The following is a 17093-nucleotide window of genomic DNA, read 5'->3' as shown; positions in this document are numbered from 1 at the left end:
GCTAGGTTCATTAAACAATTAGGAGATGCCTTGAAAGCTAAAATCCGTAACGATTTATCGTTATATCAAAGAAGGGCTGTTAGCTATTAAACCAATCGATCTGCCTCAGATGGTTAGTATCAGAAAACGTTCTAAGAAAGTCACGAAGACGAATCGGAAGACTTTAGGTAAGTCTATCGAAGAACGTCCAGAGTGTATCAATGAGCGCCCCAAACGACTTCTTCAATACCAATCCTCGAAATTTCTGCTTGGGCTAGCCCAAACAGCTTAACCTATGGAACTCTAGTTATCAATGAACTTGTTGCACTTGACTTGACAACGTGCGAAAAAGTTTTGAAGAAGGTTGGTTTATTTTCTGTAACCTTCAGTTTTTGTCAGCAAGAACAATAGGTTTACGACCAATAGTTTGCTCTGGCATATCAGGATTTCCGAGACAATAAATGCGATCTGCCTTCTCTGTTGTTATGTCCCACGATTCTCGTCCTATGCGCGTTACTAGTGGCACTTGTTTTTTTACCTTACCTAGGTGTTCTTGACCTATTTGAGAAAAACCTAATACATGGATTCCTAGCGGCATTTCTCGCTCTGCCGCTTGGACAAGTATATGACAAAGAAGCCGACGAATTCTTGCCTTTGTATATCTTTTTGTCGCAACTATACCAACCAATTCTTCTATATTTCTAGCTTTATCAATAGATTGGCGAAGACGATTGGCAATTTCTTCGTTGACTTGGAAGATTTGAGTTAGATCCTTGTTGGTCATGATTTGGTAACGCAGCAAAGGGAAAAAATCTTGCCACGAAACCCGAGGGGAGCGTAAGATTAAATTAGGCTCTGGGGTAACACCTACAACAAACTCAGCATCGGCTAGATGTTTTCTTATTGCTGTCGCAGAGGCAATCTCTTCTTTTTCCTCGGAATGAAAACCTGCACCAATCCTCTTTATCGCTCGAAGAACTATCTCTTTGCGAGAGCACGCTTTCGCATAGGCTAAACCTAGATTGTGATTAGGGGTTTCATCTGTAACTTCGACACCTGCAAACTTCTGCCACATCTTTTGCGTTTTTTGCGGATAAGTCATCGATTTCGGTAGATTGTCCAAGTAATCGTCCATCTGTTCCGCCATGTCCTTGTAAATCCGAGAAAGATGGTTATAGTCCATATCTTTTTCTGTTCCAAACATCAGTGTATCAACACCCACCCGATGCAAAATATCAACCGCACCAGAAGCAAAATAGTCAGCAGACTGAACAGCAACAAGATAAGGCAATTCAACAACTATATCCGCCCCTTGTTTAAGAGCCATTTCAGCCCTAGTCCATTTATCAATTAGCGCCGGCTCCCCTCTTTGGACGAAGTTTCCAGACATCGCAACAACTTTCAAACCTTCAGCTTGCGACAATAGATACTTATGCCCATTATGAAAAGGATTGAATTCGGCAATAATACCTGTAACGGTCATATAAGCTCCTTCACTTATAAAATTGCTATGTTACTAATAGTCCAAAATCTCATCCATTCTCTGAATTATTTCTGTACAACAAAAAACAAACGCGCTGATGTTCCTCCAGGCTCCTTATCTTCAAAATCAGCATAAACCTTAAAAGATTTGAAACCTGCCTGTTCCAAGAGGATATCATAGGTCAAAATCTCATAAGTACGTTCTTCATGAATCTCATCAAAACGCGTGAAACGACCGTCCTCATCTTTGATAAAGAACGTTAATTCATGAACAACAGAATGCGGAGCTTCATCTGCATAAGTATCCCAAACCATGGCGAAATCATCTGCATTCTCATGATAAGAGTAGCCTGGAAAAATCTGGTCTGTTTGATAAGTAGAGTGCACATCAAATATGAAAACACCACCATCTTCTAAAACATTGAAGACTTCACGAAACACATCTCCTACCTCTGCCTCGTCTTGCATATAGCAAATCGAGTCTGAATAGCAGGTCACTAAATCAAACTTGCCAACATGAGACAAGTCCAACATATTACCTTCTACAAAATCAATCTTCTGATTAGCTGATACTGCACGCTTTTTAGCAATCGTTAACATGTCAGCGCTCAAATCAAGACCAGTCACTTTAAAGCCCGCTTGGGCAAACCGAATCGATTGAATCCCCGTGCCACAAGCCAACTCTAGCAAAGTTTTCTTATCTTTAGGGAAATGGCGGAGCGAAAAATCCGTCCACTGATCATATAAGCTGTCATCCATGATGGCATCGTAGACCGAAGCAAACTTTTGGTAGTTTTTAGTCATAATATCAAATGCGACCTAGTCACAAACTCTGCCGCTTCCCTTTCTTCCTCTATTAAAAACCTTGCTAAATAGCAAGGTTTATCTGTTATGCTAAATAGCCTGACACGTCCACCAAAGGGGCTTCGTGCCAGAGTTTTTCCAAGTTGTAATGTAGACGCTCATCCTCTGAAAAGATATGCACAATGACATCGTTGAGATCAAGCAAGACCCAGCCATCCTTTCCTTCAACATGACTAGCGTCTCCACCAGCTGCTTTGACCTTCTCTCGGATATTATCCGCAATCGCTTCTAGCTGACGGCTGTTAGTCGCCGATAAGATGACAAAGTAGTCCGTCAAGCTGGTCAGATCAGCCAAGTCAAGAGCAATGATGTCTTCTGCCCGTTTTTCGTCCGCCGCACGGACAACTAGTTCTAGTAAGTCTTCTTTTTTCATCTAATCCTCTTTAATAAGTTCGTCGAAAAAATCTACCACAGCAAAACGATCTGCCCAGATATTTTCATAATGTTCAATCAACCACGCAGCAGGGACAGGGTCATCGTCAAAAGTTGTTGTGCCATTTTCAAGCACAGCAATCTTGTACCCCAGCTCAAATGCCACCTTGACTGTCGTATCAACGCAGTAATTCGTCAGCATTCCCATCACAAAAAGTTGGTCAATCCCTTGCTGCTCAAGATAAGCCTGCAAACCAGTCTCCTTGAAAGCTGAATTGTAGCGCTTATCAATGACCATTTCACCAGCTAATGGTGTAATTTCATCGGCAATTTCCCAACCAGTCGTACCAGTAACCAACTCGTCGTCATTATGACGAACATAGATGACCTCAATCCCCTTTTGCCTACAGGTAGCAACCGCTCTTTGCCAGAGTTCCAACCGCTCTGTTATGGCATAGGGCTTACTGTCAACGATACTTTTTTGCACATCAATAACTAATAAAGCTGTTGTCATGGCAAATACCTCACAAATGCATTATAGGTTTCTAGCGTCTGAGGGTAAATAGGCTGCGCTTTACCAGCAAGATAGGTCACAGTATGAGCCGTTTCGTAAGCGACAGCCTTATCCAGCGACTGTTCGGCAAGCTCTCTCGCCTTATCCACACCAAGAAAGTCACGATTATGCTCGATATAGTCTGCTACGTAGAGGATTTTATCAAGCAAGCCCATCTGAGCGCTCCCAACCGTATGGATTTCAATGGCACGCAAGATTTCCTGATCACGTAAGCCTAGTTCCTCTTGGATTTTGTAAATACCTACCATGCCATGCCAGATATTGTTATTCCAGTTTTTTAGGTCAGAATCCAACTGATACTTGTCTATCAAGTCTAGAAACTCTGAGTCTGGCAATTCCTTGGCATAGTCATGGAGTACCCCTGCTAACCCTGCCTTATCTGTATCATAACCATAGCGCTCTGCCAGAACAATCGCTGCCTTCTCAACACCTAAAACATGTCTCAACCGTTTTGGTGTCATCAGCTCTGCCATTTTTTCTAAAAGTTGATTTCGAGAAATTCCAATATAATCAGAGTAACTCATCGGTAGAGCCCTGCTTTCTTAATATAGTCAAGAACAGGAGCAGGCAACATAAAGTTAGGACTATGGCCCTTTTTGATGCTTTCTCGAACAAGTGTTGAGCTGATATCCATAAGTGGAACATCCACCCAGATAACAGGATAGCTGGTGCCAACTTTGTATTTAGGACGTTGAACGCCAACAAACTGCACCATATCAACCAATTCCTCAATACGATGCCATTTGGGCAAATACTCCACCATATCCGCTCCGATGATAAAATAATAATCGGTATCAGGGTTGGCTTCAATCAAAAGTTTCATCGTATCGTAAGAATAGCTGATGCCTTTACGATCAATTTCGATTGTCTCGATATCAAGACCTTCCAAGCCGTTAATAGCAAGCAAAAGCATGTTCAGCCGATGTTTTTCATCGATCGTTTCTTTTTTGTCAACATGTGGTGGCTGATATTCCGGCATAAGAAGCACTTCATCGAGACCTAATTGCTGACGTACCTGGTCTGCCACTAATAAATGGGCATTATGAACAGGGTTGAAATTCCCCCCTAAAATCCCCACTTGGCGACGACTGCTGTCTCTAACCTCTTCTTCTAATTCAACTTTGGTAAAAGGGGTTACTAAGTCAAGAGCCATAACTTCTCCTAGTTTTGTTTGATTGCTTTCACTTTCAACGAAAGTTTTCGATTTTCTTTTTTAGCTGATTCTTTATAGAGAATAAGAATGCGGCCTATTTTCAAAACAGTATCGCAACCAATTTCCTCTTCCAAAGTTTCCGCCACATCATGAATATTTTCTTCCGTATTTTGAAGAAGGGTAACTTTAATCAGTTCACGCGCATCAAGTGCGTTACGAACACTTGTTTTGATTTGATCGTTAAGCCCATTTTTACCTATTTGGATAATCGGCTTTAGCAAATGCGCCTCTGATTTTAAGAAAGCACGTTGTTTTGATGTTAGCGACATATTCTATTCCTTCTCTGTATTCTATGTTAAATTAACGCTTTTCGAACAACAACTCCGACACCCTCTGGTGCCCATGCAGCAACAACCGTAGGCTGCTCACTTTTACCGTTGATACGAACCCAACCAAGCCCCGAAAAGACCACGTCTGTTTTTTCTTTAATTGTAAATTCATGACGAACCAATCTCGGGAAGGTTTCGGTTTCCTCACCTATTGGAGGAGTCAGAAGACTGCCTACATGCTTATCGTAAAAGATGTCCGCTCCTGCTAATTTAGTACGATGGAGTTGCAAATTATTGTCAAAATAGGCAGTAAAGCCCTGTTTGTCTCCAGAAATAAAATCAAATCGCCCTAAACCACCTAAGAAAAGGGTTTGTTCAGGGTTCAATTGATAGGTTTTAGGTTTGATTTCCTTTTTGGGACTGACATATTTCAGGTTTTTAGCTGTCAAGTAATGCGCCATTTGGTGGCGATGGATGATGCCCGGTGTATCAAAAATATAGCTGCCATCATCAAGCGGAATTTCAATCTTATCAAGTGTTGTTCCCGGGAAGCGTGATGTGGTAATGACATTCTTATCTCCCGTAATTTCTTTGATAATGGCATTAATTAAAGTCGATTTCCCAACATTTGTCACTCCAACAACATAGACATCACGCCCTTGACGATAGCGATTAATCCCCTCTATCAATTCTTTGATAGCATGATGATTTTGAGCAGAAGTTAGCATCACATGAAGAGGCCGCAACCCCTCTTCATGAGCCCTTTCAGTCAACCATTGAGTGACCTTACCATCCTTGACAGACTTAGGCAACACGTCTTTTTTATTGCCCACCAAGAGCACGTCATTGCCAGAAACAAAGCGCGATAATCCAGGAATAACTGACCCATTAAAATCAAAAATATCCACAACATTAACAACTAAAGCATTACTGTCTCCAACCTCATGGAGCAGTTTTAAAAAGTCATCATCCGTGATATGCACATCAACGATTTCATTGTAGTGGCGCAAGCGAAAACAACGTTGGCAATAAAGCTCCCCTGTCTCCTCAGCTTTGTCAACACTAGATTTTGGGGTGTAGCCCACTTTTTCTTTATCTGTAGTTTGAATTTTGGCTCCACAGCCAATGCAAAATAATTCTTCCATTAAATTCCTTTTTGATAGGTTATTTTTCCATGTTTTTCTTGGAGTTTAGCCATGACACGACGCTCGCGCCAGCGATTGAACTTAGTATTCCAAGCATCTGACGTGACTAGGGGTTTGACTAAAATTGATTTGATGCCCGCTCGGTGCGCTGCTCGAATATCTGTCATCAATTGGTCGCCAACCATGACAACCTCTTCGCGATTAAAACCATAGCGCGCAATCGCCTGATCAATACCACGCGTAAATGGTTTCATAGCTCGACTGATAAAGTCGACACCAAAAGGTTCGACAGCTCGTTCTACACGACTATATTTATTATTTGAGACAACAACAACTGGAATATCTGCCCTGGTCATGTCGTCAAGCCATTCACGTAATTCCGGCGTACCATCAGGATTATTCCAAGCAATTAAGGTGTTGTCTAAATCCACTAAAACCGCTCGAATACCTTGCTCACGAAACATTTCAGGTTTCACATCATAAACAGCCTCTACCACGTAGGTGGGCAAATAGTCGTCTAAACTCATATTTTCTCCAAATTTTATAATATCATTTTTCATTATAGCATATTTGCCTTATTTTTGGGGGAATAAGGTTAGAAAAAAGAGCACTAGGCTCCTTTGTCTGATTATTCTTGTACGGTTTCTGATTCCGTGGTCGTTTCAGAAGCGTTTTCGTCAGGGTAATAGGTCTCTGGACTATAGCCATATAAATCCTCAAAGAGAACCGCATTTGTCGAAGCCAAAGTCTCTAAAGTCGGCAAACCAAGTTCTGACTTAATCTGATTTTGAATTTCTAGTAAATGATCTCTTGTCACGATTTGATAAGAGCCCCCGTCGTCTAAGGTAGCATCTTCTCCTCTAAGCTGGTAATTTTCAATCTTACCAAGAGCAGAGCGATAACCAAGCAAACTAGGAATTGTCTTGTCCGTGATAGCAATATTGGTCTGCATATTGTTGCTGACCGCCTTCATGACTTTCTTATAAGAACTGATACTATCTGTCGTCAGTAGTTTTTGGACAACTTTACTAATCACTTCACGCTGACGGCGTTGTCGACCATAGTCTCCTTCAGGATCCTGGTAGCGCATACGAGCATATACCAAAGCCTGATCTCCGTTAATTTTGTGAGTCCCTGGAGCCACTGTAGCGGTGTATTCCGGCTCCTGCTCTTCAATAGAAATATCAAAATCAAAAGGATTTGTTACTGTAATCCCTCCTACAGCATCAACAAGCTCAACAAGCCCTTGCATATTGATTTGCATATACTTATCAATTTTGATATCTAGCAGTTGTTCAATAGTCATGATCGCCATCTGAGCCTGACCTGCGGCGTATGCAGCATTCAACTTAGCTTGGGCGCCGTTCAACTCGTTGGTTTCTGGCCCCACAAGGGTCATTAAGATATCGCGTTCTAGACTGGTCAGAGTAGTCCGTTTTGTCTTAGGATTAACAGTGACCAAAATCATCGAATCACTATTTCCCACCCATGTTTCGGTACGACTACCCGAACCTGTGTCAACCCCCATCAAAAGTATGGAGAAAGGCTCTGTATGTTCAACCGCCGAAGTGGCCTGAGAGCCCGTTTCCACCTCCTGGAACGTTTTCTCAAATTCCGCAGTCGAAAACTTAAAAGCTGTGCTCGCGTAAATCCCTGCTGCAGCCATCGTCGTAACAACAATAGCAACCATCATCAACGCAATTTTTTTCCAAATTTTCATTGCCATTATCCTAATCTATCAATCTAGCCATCGCATAAACATCAAGAAATTCTCCTTCTTTTGTTTTTGCGCCGCGTTTTTTGGTGGCTTCAATATCAAATCCGTATTTTTTGTAAAGGTGGACAGCCTTGCTATTTCTAGCCTGTACGGTCAACTCCAATCTACGAATGTGAGGAGTGTTTTCGGCCCAGTCAATCAAGGCCTCCATGAGAAACTTCCCCACACCATAGCCTTGATAGTCTTTTCTAACAGCTAGAAAAATTTCCCCAATATGGTCTATCCGTGTAAAATTACCCGCAGAGACATTCAAAACACCAATAACGGTCGTCCCAATCTTAGCAAGCAGACAAATCGCATTTGTCGCGGAGGCTTGTTTGTCAATAAAAAGACCAGCTTCTTCTACCGTCATATCTGGGCTATCACTGTCACGCGTCAAGAAGTCAGACTCTTCTTGAACCAAACTCATAATCTCTGCCAAACCTTGTGCATCAAGCGCCTGCGCTTCCTCGATAACAACCTCTTGTTCAATCATTCTCAAAATCCTCCAAAAGCGCTCGACTCTGTTGACCGGTAGCTGTAAATGCAATGCTACGCCCTTCCTCCTCGTGCGACAAACGCACAGACAGATAATCGGCCGGCAAGCCAGTCAACAACTCTCCCCACTCAATAACAACAACCCCATCGCCGTATAAAAATTCATCTAAATCAATCGAACTAGGATCATCCCCTATACGATAAACATCTAAATGATAGAGAGGCACTCTCCCTTCATACTCTCTGACAATGGTATAAGTCGGGCTTTTGATCATTTGTGTAATCCCTAAACCTTTGGCAATACCCTTAGTCAACGTTGTTTTCCCTGCACCTAGGTCACCTGTCAAGATAAGAACATGGCCCTTATCCAGCAGACTGCCTAACTTTTGACCAATCGCAATAAGCTCATTTTCATTTTTTGTGTGAAACATATGCTCATTATAACAGAATATCACCCAACCGTCCAAGGTTTTTCAATCACTCAAAAAGCCCTCAAAAGGGCTTTGTCTTAGATAATCGCTAAAATAACAAAGTTAAGAATAAACAGTATTGTTGAACACCAAAGAATCGGATGAATCTCTCTAACCTTACCAGTAGATACTTTCACCAAGCAGTAGAAAATAAACGCTGCGGCAATACCATATGAAATGGAGTAACACAAAGCCATAAAGAAAGCTGCAAAGAAGGCTGGCAAAGCTTCCTCAAAGTTTTGCCAATCAACATCAAGAAACGATGATACCATCATCACACCCACAATAATAAGGGCTGGCGCTGTTGCTGCCGCTGGCACAATACCAATGATAGGCATCAGGAGGGTTGACGCCAAGAAAAAGACAGCTGTCGACACAGCGGTAAGACCCGTACGTCCACCTGCAGCAATACCCGCAGCTGACTCGACATAGGTTGTCGTATTTGATGTCCCAAAAAGAGATCCAATTGAGGTCCCGATAGCATCCGCAAATAGGGCGCGATCCATTTTAGAAGAGAAACCTGACGATGACTCTAGAGCTGCCTCATCTTCTGCTGAGAAAATACCTGTTTTACGGCCTGTTCCGATAAACGTTCCCAACGTATCAAAGGTATCTGAAAGAGAGAAGGCAAAAATCGTCATTAGGACAAGTGGCAAACGAGAACTATCGCTAAAAAGAGAGTTCATGCCATCAAAAGCAGCTAAGAAAGTCGTTCCTAGCTCAGCAAAATCAGATCCAAGACTACTAGAAAAAGTAACCGTCGAAAGATCTACAACCCCCATCGGAATACCAAGCAGAGTTGTCGCTACGATACCAATAAGAATCGCTCCACGAACATTTTTGATGACCAGTCCTGCGGTCAATAAGAGACCAATCACAGCTAAAATAACAGACGGCTCTGTAAAGGTGCTAATAGCTGGCACGACATCCCCGTTAGCAAAGACCGAAAAGACACCATTTGAGAAAGTTTCTGCCGTCGCGTCAGCTGGCGCTACACCATTAACTGCAACAATATTGGAGCCTGATGTTGAGAAAGTGATGAGATTGGCATTTTTAAACCCTAGATAGGCAACAAAAACTCCAATCCCCCCACCAATAGCATGCTGAAGACTAACTGGAATGGCCTTGATAATACTTTTACGAACTTTGGTTACTGTAATCAAAATATTGAAAAGACCACAAATAAATACCATAGCAAGTGCTTCTTGCCAAGAAAAGTCAAGCCCTAAAACCACTGTATAAGTAAAGAATGCATTTAGCCCCATCCCAGGCGCCAAGGCATAGGGAACATTGGCAAATAAGCCCATCACAAGGGTTGAAATTACCGTAGCAATAATGGTTGCCAAAAAAACAGCTTTGGTTGGCATCCCTGCCGCACCAAGGATCGAGGGATTAACAAAAAGAATATAGCTCATGGCAAAGAAGGTTGTCACCCCCGCAGTAACCTCTTTACGGAAACTTGTCCCATGCTCTGATAACTTGAAAAACTTATCCATTTTTCAAAATTTCTCCTAAATTTCATTTTTATATCGTATTTTACGAACGATGTTTATATAATATCAAAAAATAGTTCTGATATCAAGAATTTTATAAAGAAAAAAACTCCCTAAAGGAGTCTTTTTATCTCAATCACTTAAAATCAAAGGTAAAATCATTTGAATAGCCGCAAACCCGAGTAAGAAGGTAAGGTCAATCGTTGCCATATTAGCAAAGACTTTTTGAAAGAAAATCAAGGGACTGACGATGAAATCCATCCAACCTAAATTTGCTGTTCGCATCACATGAACCGTCAAACTAGCATAGATAGCCGCAATAGGCATAACGGCCAACTGTGTGTGTGACTTTAACTTGAGCACCCTCATGAAAGATTGCATGCTAGTCGTTGCTGCTACCAGAGCAAAAAGCAAGCACCCTAGGTAAGTTAAAAAACTTGGCAAATCACCTGCCGTCCAAATCGATCCACCACTCCAAGAAACAGATGCTACACTAAAAAGTTGATAGAAGGTTATTGGGTATAGAAAAAACCAGCCAACTACAGATATTAACTTAAGTAACCCATTTTTAGTTTGCAGTGCCATAAGAGCTAACTGCAAGGTCGTTAGGGAGATAATCACATTTGGCAACAACCCTTCAACACTTGGTTGATAAATCAAAATACTAATTACTAGAAAAACAGCTACTAGATAGCCAAAAATCACTCGGTGCATTTATCGTCTCACTCTCAAAAATTCCTAACTATTATATCATATTTTCAATGTTTGTATCACTATAATAACCGTTTTTTTGATATAATGGGCCTATGACTAATAAAATTATTGCTATTGATTTGGACGGTACGCTCCTTCGCAGTGACCAAACCATCTCTGATTATTCTGTGGAAACCATTACTAAAGTGCAAGAGAAAGGCCATCAGGTTATCATCGCGACAGGCCGTCCTTATCGCACAGCTTTGCCTTATTACCGACAATTAAAACTAGAAACTCCTATGATCAATTTCAATGGTTCGTTGACGCATATCCCTAATACCAAATGGGATTTTGAACACGATGTGACTATTGACAGGCGATATCTATTGGAGCTTTTGGACATGGCAGAGCAGATAGAGGCTGATTTCATCGCCAGCGAATACCGCAAAAAATTCTTTGTGACAACTGATTTTCCAGAAACCATCCAACCTGAGCTGTTTGGTGTTCAGCAGATCACTGACAGTATGCGCCTAGTTGCTGACAAAGTCGCTTCTAATCCCAATGCCATTCTCCTGCAGACCCGTATCAAAGATAAGTATGCTTTAGCAGATAATCTACGCCAACATTTTTCAGAAGAAATGGAAGTTGATTCTTGGGGCGGACCTATGAACATCCTAGAATGTTCTCCCAAAGGCGTTAACAAAGCCTATGCTCTTGATTATTTATTAACTAGCCTGAATCGCGACAAGAATCAGTTAATTGCCTTTGGCGATGAGCACAACGATACGGAAATGTTAGCTTATGCCAGCAAAGGATATGCTATGAAAAACGCCAATCCGATGCTTCTTCGCTTCGCAGACGAACAATTAGCTTACACCAACGACGATGATGGCGTGGCACGAAAACTAGAAGAGCTTTTCTTGTAAAACACGGAGAACCGTGTTTTTTTGGATAATAAAACTCACTATGAAAAGAGGTTTCTTATGCTTGATCATTTAGCACTTCGCATGCGCCCAAAAACCATCCATGACGTCATCGGTCAAAAACATCTCATCGGCCAAGGAAAAATCATCCGCCGTATGGTCGAAGCCAATAGATTGTCGTCTATGATTCTCTACGGCCCTCCAGGAATCGGAAAAACCTCAATCGCTAGCGCTATCGCAGGAACAACACAGTGGGCCTTTCGCACTTTCAATGCTACCGTCGATAGCAAGAAGCGCCTGCAAGAGATTGCCGAAGAGGCCAAATTTTCTGGTGGGCTGGTCTTGCTCCTAGATGAGATTCACCGTCTGGATAAACCTAAACAGGATTTTCTCCTACCTCTCTTAGAAAACGGTAAAATTATCATGATTGGCGCCACGACAGAGAATCCATTTTTTTCCGTCACACCAGCCATTCGTAGCCGTGTTCAAATTTTTGAGTTATTCCCTCTCTCTAATGACGATATTAAGGAAGCTGTCTTACGCGCCATCTCTGACAAAGATCGTGGATTTCCTTTTGATATCCAGTTGGATGCTGATGCCTTAGATTTTATCGCTACCGCCACCAATGGTGATTTACGTTCTGCTTACCATTCATTAGACCTAGCGATCATGTCAACACCACACCAAGAAGATGGTAGCAAACACATCACCCTTGATATTCTAGAAAATAGTCTACAGCGTAGTTATATTACCATGGATAAGGATGGAGACGGTCATTACGACGTCCTTTCTGCTCTGCAAAAATCCATTAGGGGGTCAGATGTTAATGCTTCTCTTCACTATGCCGCACGCTTAGTGGAAGCAGGGGATTTAGCCAGCCTCGCTCGTCGTTTGATGATTATTGCCTATGAAGATATTGGACTTGCCAATCCAGAAGCTCAAATCCATACCGTCACCGCAATGGAGGCCGCACAAAAAATTGGATTCCCCGAGGCTCGTATCCTCATCGCTAATGTTGTCATCGACTTAGCCCTATCCCCAAAATCCAATTCTGCTTATTTAGCAATGAACGCAGCTCTTGAAGATTTGCGCACATCAGGCACTCTTCCAATTCCAAAACATTTACGCGACGGGCATTATAGTGGCAGTAAAGAACTTGGCAACGCTGTTGACTACCTCTACCCCCATGCCTATCCCCAAAAATGGGTCAAACAACAGTACCTACCTGACAAACTAATTCACGCCAACTACTTCCAAGCAAATGATACTGGTAAATACGAACGGGCTCTAGCAGCCAACAAGGCTAACATCGACAAGTTATCAACATAGCAAAAAATCCCCAGATGGGGATTTTTTCATTAATTTAAGACTCTGGATCATCCAGACTACGCCCGTGCAAGCCTTTCTCACGTTGGACTTGACGGAGTTTCTCTGGGGTCACATCGTTGCCGTCCTCATCGACAATCTTGATGCCTTCGACATGGGCACGCACACTACGGCGGTAGCCCTCGATGTATTCCTCACGAAGAGCCGCCTGCTCCTGCAACTCCTCTTCTGTCAAGCCTTCTGCTTTTTTCTTGCGGGCCAGTTCATTGATACGATCAATTTTTGCTTGTTCCATAATAACTCCTTTTATCTCTTAAAACACGGTCCACTTCCCTTGATTGTCCGGTAAATACGCTTCCTGGGGCATCAGAGGATTATAGGCAATTCTCACCACATCAACATTCTCTAATTGTCTTTTGCCTGTATAACTAACCGGAATTGGACCTAACTTAATAACTTCACCTATCCTATAAATTATAACATCATAAATTTCATAGGTTTTTCCATCCACATCATAAGCATAAACATAGACATAATTCTTCTTAAAACGTAGTTGCCTCATAAAATGCCCTTGCGTTTCAGCAGTACAAAGTTTCTGTTTGCACTTTTTGCGAATAGCAGGTTTAGCATTACCCTTTTCTATCTTAGATGTTCGCCACATCCAACGAAAAAGGAATACTATAAAAGCAATCATCACCAAAGCTTGCAAAGGAATGATAACATACAACTCTATAATTCTGAAAAGAGACATACTACCTACTTACTATTCAAGAGATTGAAAACAGCTACTACAGCTGCCTTGTCTGCCAAAGCTTTCAAAAGTGCCAAGCGGTTGTTGCGGATAGCTAAGCCATCTGCCATGACCATGGTATTGTCGAAGAAGGCTGCGATGACTGGACTGAGAGCAAAGAGCTTGTCCAAGTTGCCCGCCATGTCTTCTGTCAACTCCAAGCTAGATACTGCTGCAGCAAGTGCTTTCTCCTGGTCGTTTTCGAAGAGGGCCTCGTCAATCGCAGTCGCCTCCGCCTTTTCAGCCAAGTTGAAGACCCGCGACAAGTTTTCCACGGCTTCCTTGTAGTCAGACTCTTTTGATTTTTGGAAAATAGCAGAGCTGGCTGCCAGTTGCAGTCTGACCACAAAGGTTGAGCTAGCCAGCACAGCCTCACGGATGTCTTTCGGAACGGCCTTGTCCATCATCTTCTCTACACGGGCACGGATAAAGTCCATCACAGCTGGCTGGTTGTCATAAGTCAAGCTAGCAAAGTTCAAGCTGTAGAGTTCCGCAATCAACTGATCCAATGGAATTTCCCAACCAAAGGCTTCCAAGATCCGCACGATACCCTGTGTCGCACGACGTAGAGCGTAAGGGTCGTTTGAGCCAGAAGGAATCAAGCCAACTGAGAAGAAAGATAGAAGGGTGTCGAATTTGTCAGCCAGTGCCAAGACCGCACCGACCTTGCTTTCAGGCAATTCGCCTTCTGCTGAGTTTGGCAGGTAATGCTCACGGATTGCTGCTGCCACCGCAGGTTTTTCCCCTGCAAGAAGGGCATACTTCTCACCCATAATCCCTTGCAATTCGTCAAACTCGCCGACCATGCCTGTCAAGAGGTCAAACTTGTAAATGTCCGCCGCACGTGCCACATCTGCTTTTTCGTCCGCAGACAAGCCAGCCAAGTCAGCCAGTTTTTCTGCGATAACCTTGGTACGTTCCATGTGCTCGTACAGTGAGCCGATTTTCTCATGGAAGGTCACGACTTTGAGGCGTTCTACCAAGTCAGCAATCTTGAGTTTTTGGTCCTCACGCCAGAAGAACTCACCGTCTTCCAAACGGGCCACTAAGACTTTTTCATTTCCCTTGATGACATTGTCAATGTGCTGGTCGTTACCGTTGCGGACGGAGATGAAGTTTGGCAAGAGTTTGCCAGATTTATCACGCACCACGAAGTAACGTTGGTGATTTTTCATAGAAGTGACTAAGACTTCTTCCGGTACTTCCAGGTACTTGGTGTCAAAGGAGCCCATGAAGGCAGTTGGGTACTCGACCAAGTTAAGAACTTCATTGAGCAGGTCTTGGTCAATCTCAACGGTCACATTGTGTTTGTCCTCGATAGACTTGATTTGCTCAACGATCATATGTTGACGCTCTGCGGGGTCTGTAATGACAAACTGTGCACGCAAGTCTGCCTCGTAAGAATCTGCACTTGCAATCTCGGTTTCATTTCCAAGGAAACGATGACCACGGCTGACGCGAGCTGACGAAATGTCCAAGAAATCCATATCCAATGCCTCATCGTCCAAGAGAACGGTCAAGGTGTGGACAGGGCGAATGTAGGCAAATTTGTTGGAGGCCCAGTTCATGCTGACTGGGAAGGTCATAGCCTTCAAGACCTCTGGAATGCCCGCCAAGACTGCCTTAGCTGGCTGACCAGCTTCGTGTTTGGTCACGTAGACATACTCTTCACCCTTGATCTCGCGGAATTCGATGTCGGCTGTCGTCAAGCCTTTGCCACGGACAAAGCCTTCTGCCGCCTTGGTGAAGTTCCCGTCTGCGTCCAAGGCAATCTTCTTAGCAGGACCCTTGAAATCTTCGGTCAGGTTTGTCTGCTGGTCTGCCAAACCACGCACACGAACAGCCAAACGGCGTGGCGTTGAAAAGACATCCATACTGTCAAAGGCCAAACGGTTGTCTGTCAAAAAAGTTGCCATGCGGTCACGCAACTGGTGCATAGCTGGGGTTACGATGTAGGCAGGAATTTCTTCCAAGCCAAGTTCAACAAGTAAATTCTTTGTCATTATTCTGCATCCTCCTTCAACAATTCTGCTCGCGTTGCTTCATCTAAGAGTGGGAAGCCGAGTTTCTTACGCTCTGCCACAAAGGTTTTGGCAACGACACGGGCAAGGTTACGGATACGGGCAATGTAGCCTGCACGCTCAGTTACAGACACAGCTCCACGGGCATCCAACAGGTTGAAGGTATGAGAACATTTGAGCACATAGTCAAAGGCTGGGTGAACCAAGCCCTCTTCCAAAGCCCGCTCTGCTTCTTTTTCAAACTTGGTGAAGTTTTCGAGAAGCATATCCTGGTCTGATACTTCAAAGGAGTATTTTGAATGCTCATACTCTGGCTGGATAAAAATTTCGCCATATTTAACGCCGTCTGCCCACTCAATATCGTAAACGGAGTCAACTTCTTGGATGTAAGAAGCCAAACGTTCCAAACCATAAGTTACTTCGGCTGTGACAGGACCTGTTGCCAAGCCACCGACTTGTTGGAAGTAGGTAAACTGCGTGATTTCCATACCGTCCAACCAGACTTCCCAGCCCAGACCAGCTGAGCCTGTTGACGGGTTTTCCCAGTTATCCTCAACGAAACGGATATCATGTTCCAAAGGATTGATGCCCAAACGCTCCAAAGACTCCAAGTAGAGTTCTTGGATATTAGAAGGCGACGGCTTCATCACCACTTGGAATTGGTGGTGCTGATAGAGACGGTTTGGATTTTCCCCGTAACGACCATCCGCAGGACGACGACTTGGCTCAACATATGCCGCATTCCAAGGCTCAGGACCGATCGCACGCAAGAAAGTGTAGGGGCTCATTGTCCCCGCACCCTTTTCCGTATCGTAAGCCTGCATGAGCAAGCACCCCTGCTCATTCCAAAATTGTTGTAAGGTTAAGATAATCTCTTGAAATGTAAGTTTCTTTGACATAACATCCTCTTTCTATGAATAGCTGTGCGACGTTTCACTCCTTAAAACGATATTTTTTAAGGAGTGAAACTAGTACTTGGTCTAGGCAAGTCGCTATAGCGATTGCCGTTGGTTTCTTAAAGCGTCAGATTTTAGAAACCTTGACCAAGTGAAAAGTCAACTTTTTTGACATAATATCCTCTTTCTATTTTAAATGTTCTTGCGACATGAGCCTTCCTAGCCGATACCGCTAGGAAAGGCGAACTAGTACAGCGTCTAGCTCAGTCGCCCTAGCAATGAGCGTGTGGCAATTCGACTGAAAGGAGACTATGCCACTGACGCTGTGA

At 43.2% G+C, this 17093-nt stretch carries 20 protein-coding genes and 1 pseudogene; 3 read left to right on the top strand and 18 right to left on the bottom strand.

The window, feature by feature from the left end; translation table 11 throughout:
* Window positions 1-49: 49 nt before the first annotated feature.
* Window positions 50-208: pseudogene (locus G575_RS11930) on the top strand (IS30 family transposase); the annotation flags it as partial.
* Window positions 209-364: 156 nt separating this feature from the next.
* On the opposite strand, the gene G575_RS0106185 reads toward G575_RS11930, so the two are convergent.
* The 14 genes from G575_RS0106185 to G575_RS0106120 form a co-directional block, all read right to left on the bottom strand.
* Window positions 365-1462 (bottom strand): nucleotidyltransferase, encoded by a 1098-nt coding sequence (locus G575_RS0106185; protein ID WP_027971966.1) that lies wholly within the window; start codon window positions 1460-1462, stop codon window positions 365-367.
* A gap of 65 nt (window positions 1463-1527) precedes the next feature.
* Window positions 1528-2265 carry a class I SAM-dependent DNA methyltransferase gene (locus G575_RS0106180; RefSeq protein ID WP_027971965.1) on the bottom strand — a complete coding sequence of 246 codons (738 nt, stop codon included), beginning with the start codon at window positions 2263-2265 and terminating at the stop codon, window positions 1528-1530.
* 85 nt (window positions 2266-2350) lie between these two features.
* Window positions 2351-2698, bottom strand: a complete 348-nt coding sequence (rsfS, locus tag G575_RS0106175; RefSeq protein ID WP_027971964.1) for a ribosome silencing factor — start codon at window positions 2696-2698, stop codon at window positions 2351-2353.
* Window positions 2699-3211 carry a cysteine hydrolase family protein gene (locus G575_RS0106170; protein ID WP_027971963.1) on the bottom strand — a complete coding sequence of 171 codons (513 nt, stop codon included), beginning with the start codon at window positions 3209-3211 and terminating at the stop codon, window positions 2699-2701.
* Complete coding sequence (gene yqeK / locus G575_RS0106165) at window positions 3208-3795, bottom strand: bis(5'-nucleosyl)-tetraphosphatase (symmetrical) YqeK (protein ID WP_027971962.1); 588 nt, start codon at window positions 3793-3795, stop codon at window positions 3208-3210. Before yqeK ends, G575_RS0106170 begins: the two co-directional genes overlap by 4 nt.
* Window positions 3792-4424: a nicotinate-nucleotide adenylyltransferase gene (locus G575_RS0106160; RefSeq protein WP_027971961.1), complete on the bottom strand. Its 633-nt coding sequence runs from the start codon at window positions 4422-4424 to the stop codon at window positions 3792-3794. Before G575_RS0106160 ends, yqeK begins: the two co-directional genes overlap by 4 nt.
* A gap of 8 nt (window positions 4425-4432) precedes the next feature.
* Complete coding sequence (gene yhbY, locus G575_RS0106155; protein ID WP_027971960.1) at window positions 4433-4753, bottom strand: ribosome assembly RNA-binding protein YhbY; 321 nt, start codon at window positions 4751-4753, stop codon at window positions 4433-4435.
* Between the two features lie 26 nt (window positions 4754-4779).
* Window positions 4780-5898, bottom strand: a complete 1119-nt coding sequence (yqeH, locus tag G575_RS0106150) for a ribosome biogenesis GTPase YqeH (protein WP_027971959.1) — start codon at window positions 5896-5898, stop codon at window positions 4780-4782.
* Window positions 5898-6425 (bottom strand): YqeG family HAD IIIA-type phosphatase, encoded by a 528-nt coding sequence (locus G575_RS0106145; protein WP_027971958.1) that lies wholly within the window; start codon window positions 6423-6425, stop codon window positions 5898-5900. The genes yqeH and G575_RS0106145 overlap by 1 nt, the downstream gene beginning before the upstream one ends.
* A 101-nt stretch (window positions 6426-6526) precedes the next feature.
* On the bottom strand, window positions 6527-7618 hold the full coding sequence (gene lytR / locus G575_RS11225; protein ID WP_051176951.1) for a glycopolymer--peptidoglycan transferase LytR: 1092 nt from the start codon (window positions 7616-7618) through the stop codon (window positions 6527-6529).
* A 10-nt stretch (window positions 7619-7628) separates the two neighbouring features.
* Window positions 7629-8150 (bottom strand): GNAT family N-acetyltransferase, encoded by a 522-nt coding sequence (locus G575_RS0106135; RefSeq protein ID WP_027971957.1) that lies wholly within the window; start codon window positions 8148-8150, stop codon window positions 7629-7631.
* Entirely contained in the window at window positions 8143-8583 is a 441-nt protein-coding gene (gene tsaE / locus G575_RS0106130; RefSeq protein WP_027971956.1) for a tRNA (adenosine(37)-N6)-threonylcarbamoyltransferase complex ATPase subunit type 1 TsaE, read from the bottom strand. Before tsaE ends, G575_RS0106135 begins: the two co-directional genes overlap by 8 nt.
* Before the next feature lie 77 nt (window positions 8584-8660).
* Window positions 8661-10118, bottom strand: a complete 1458-nt coding sequence (locus tag G575_RS0106125; protein ID WP_027971955.1) for an NCS2 family permease — start codon at window positions 10116-10118, stop codon at window positions 8661-8663.
* 129 nt (window positions 10119-10247) lie between these two features.
* The gene (locus G575_RS0106120) at window positions 10248-10829 is read right to left on the bottom strand and encodes a hypothetical protein (RefSeq protein ID WP_027971954.1); all 582 of its coding nucleotides are present in this window, start codon (window positions 10827-10829) and stop codon (window positions 10248-10250) included.
* A 92-nt stretch (window positions 10830-10921) separates the two neighbouring features.
* On the opposite strand from G575_RS0106120, the gene G575_RS0106115 reads away from it, so the two are divergent.
* The gene (locus tag G575_RS0106115) at window positions 10922-11734 is read left to right on the top strand and encodes a Cof-type HAD-IIB family hydrolase (protein ID WP_027971953.1); all 813 of its coding nucleotides are present in this window, start codon (window positions 10922-10924) and stop codon (window positions 11732-11734) included.
* Window positions 11735-11791: 57 nt separating this feature from the next.
* Window positions 11792-13060, top strand: a complete 1269-nt coding sequence (locus G575_RS0106110; RefSeq protein WP_027971952.1) for a replication-associated recombination protein A — start codon at window positions 11792-11794, stop codon at window positions 13058-13060.
* Window positions 13061-13094: 34 nt separating this feature from the next.
* On the opposite strand, the gene G575_RS0106105 is transcribed toward G575_RS0106110, so the two are convergent.
* Genes G575_RS0106105 through glyQ form a run of 4 tightly spaced genes read right to left on the bottom strand, consistent with a single transcriptional unit; the run spans window position 13095 to window position 16767 of the window.
* Window positions 13095-13352, bottom strand: a complete 258-nt coding sequence (locus G575_RS0106105) for a DUF896 family protein (protein ID WP_027971951.1) — start codon at window positions 13350-13352, stop codon at window positions 13095-13097.
* Between the two features lie 18 nt (window positions 13353-13370).
* On the bottom strand, window positions 13371-13808 hold the full coding sequence (locus tag G575_RS0106100) for a hypothetical protein (RefSeq protein WP_027971950.1): 438 nt from the start codon (window positions 13806-13808) through the stop codon (window positions 13371-13373).
* 5 nt (window positions 13809-13813) lie between these two features.
* Entirely contained in the window at window positions 13814-15850 is a 2037-nt protein-coding gene (glyS, locus tag G575_RS0106095) for a glycine--tRNA ligase subunit beta (protein WP_027971949.1), read from the bottom strand.
* Window positions 15850-16767 carry a glycine--tRNA ligase subunit alpha gene (gene glyQ / locus G575_RS0106090; protein ID WP_002939388.1) on the bottom strand — a complete coding sequence of 306 codons (918 nt, stop codon included), beginning with the start codon at window positions 16765-16767 and terminating at the stop codon, window positions 15850-15852. Before glyQ ends, glyS begins: the two co-directional genes overlap by 1 nt.
* Between the last annotated feature and the right edge of the window lie 326 nt (window positions 16768-17093).

It is taken from the genome of Streptococcus plurextorum DSM 22810, from assembly GCF_000423745.1.
In the GTDB taxonomy this organism is placed as follows: domain Bacteria; phylum Bacillota; class Bacilli; order Lactobacillales; family Streptococcaceae; genus Streptococcus; species Streptococcus plurextorum.
This window is presented reverse-complemented; position numbering and strand designations above follow the sequence as displayed.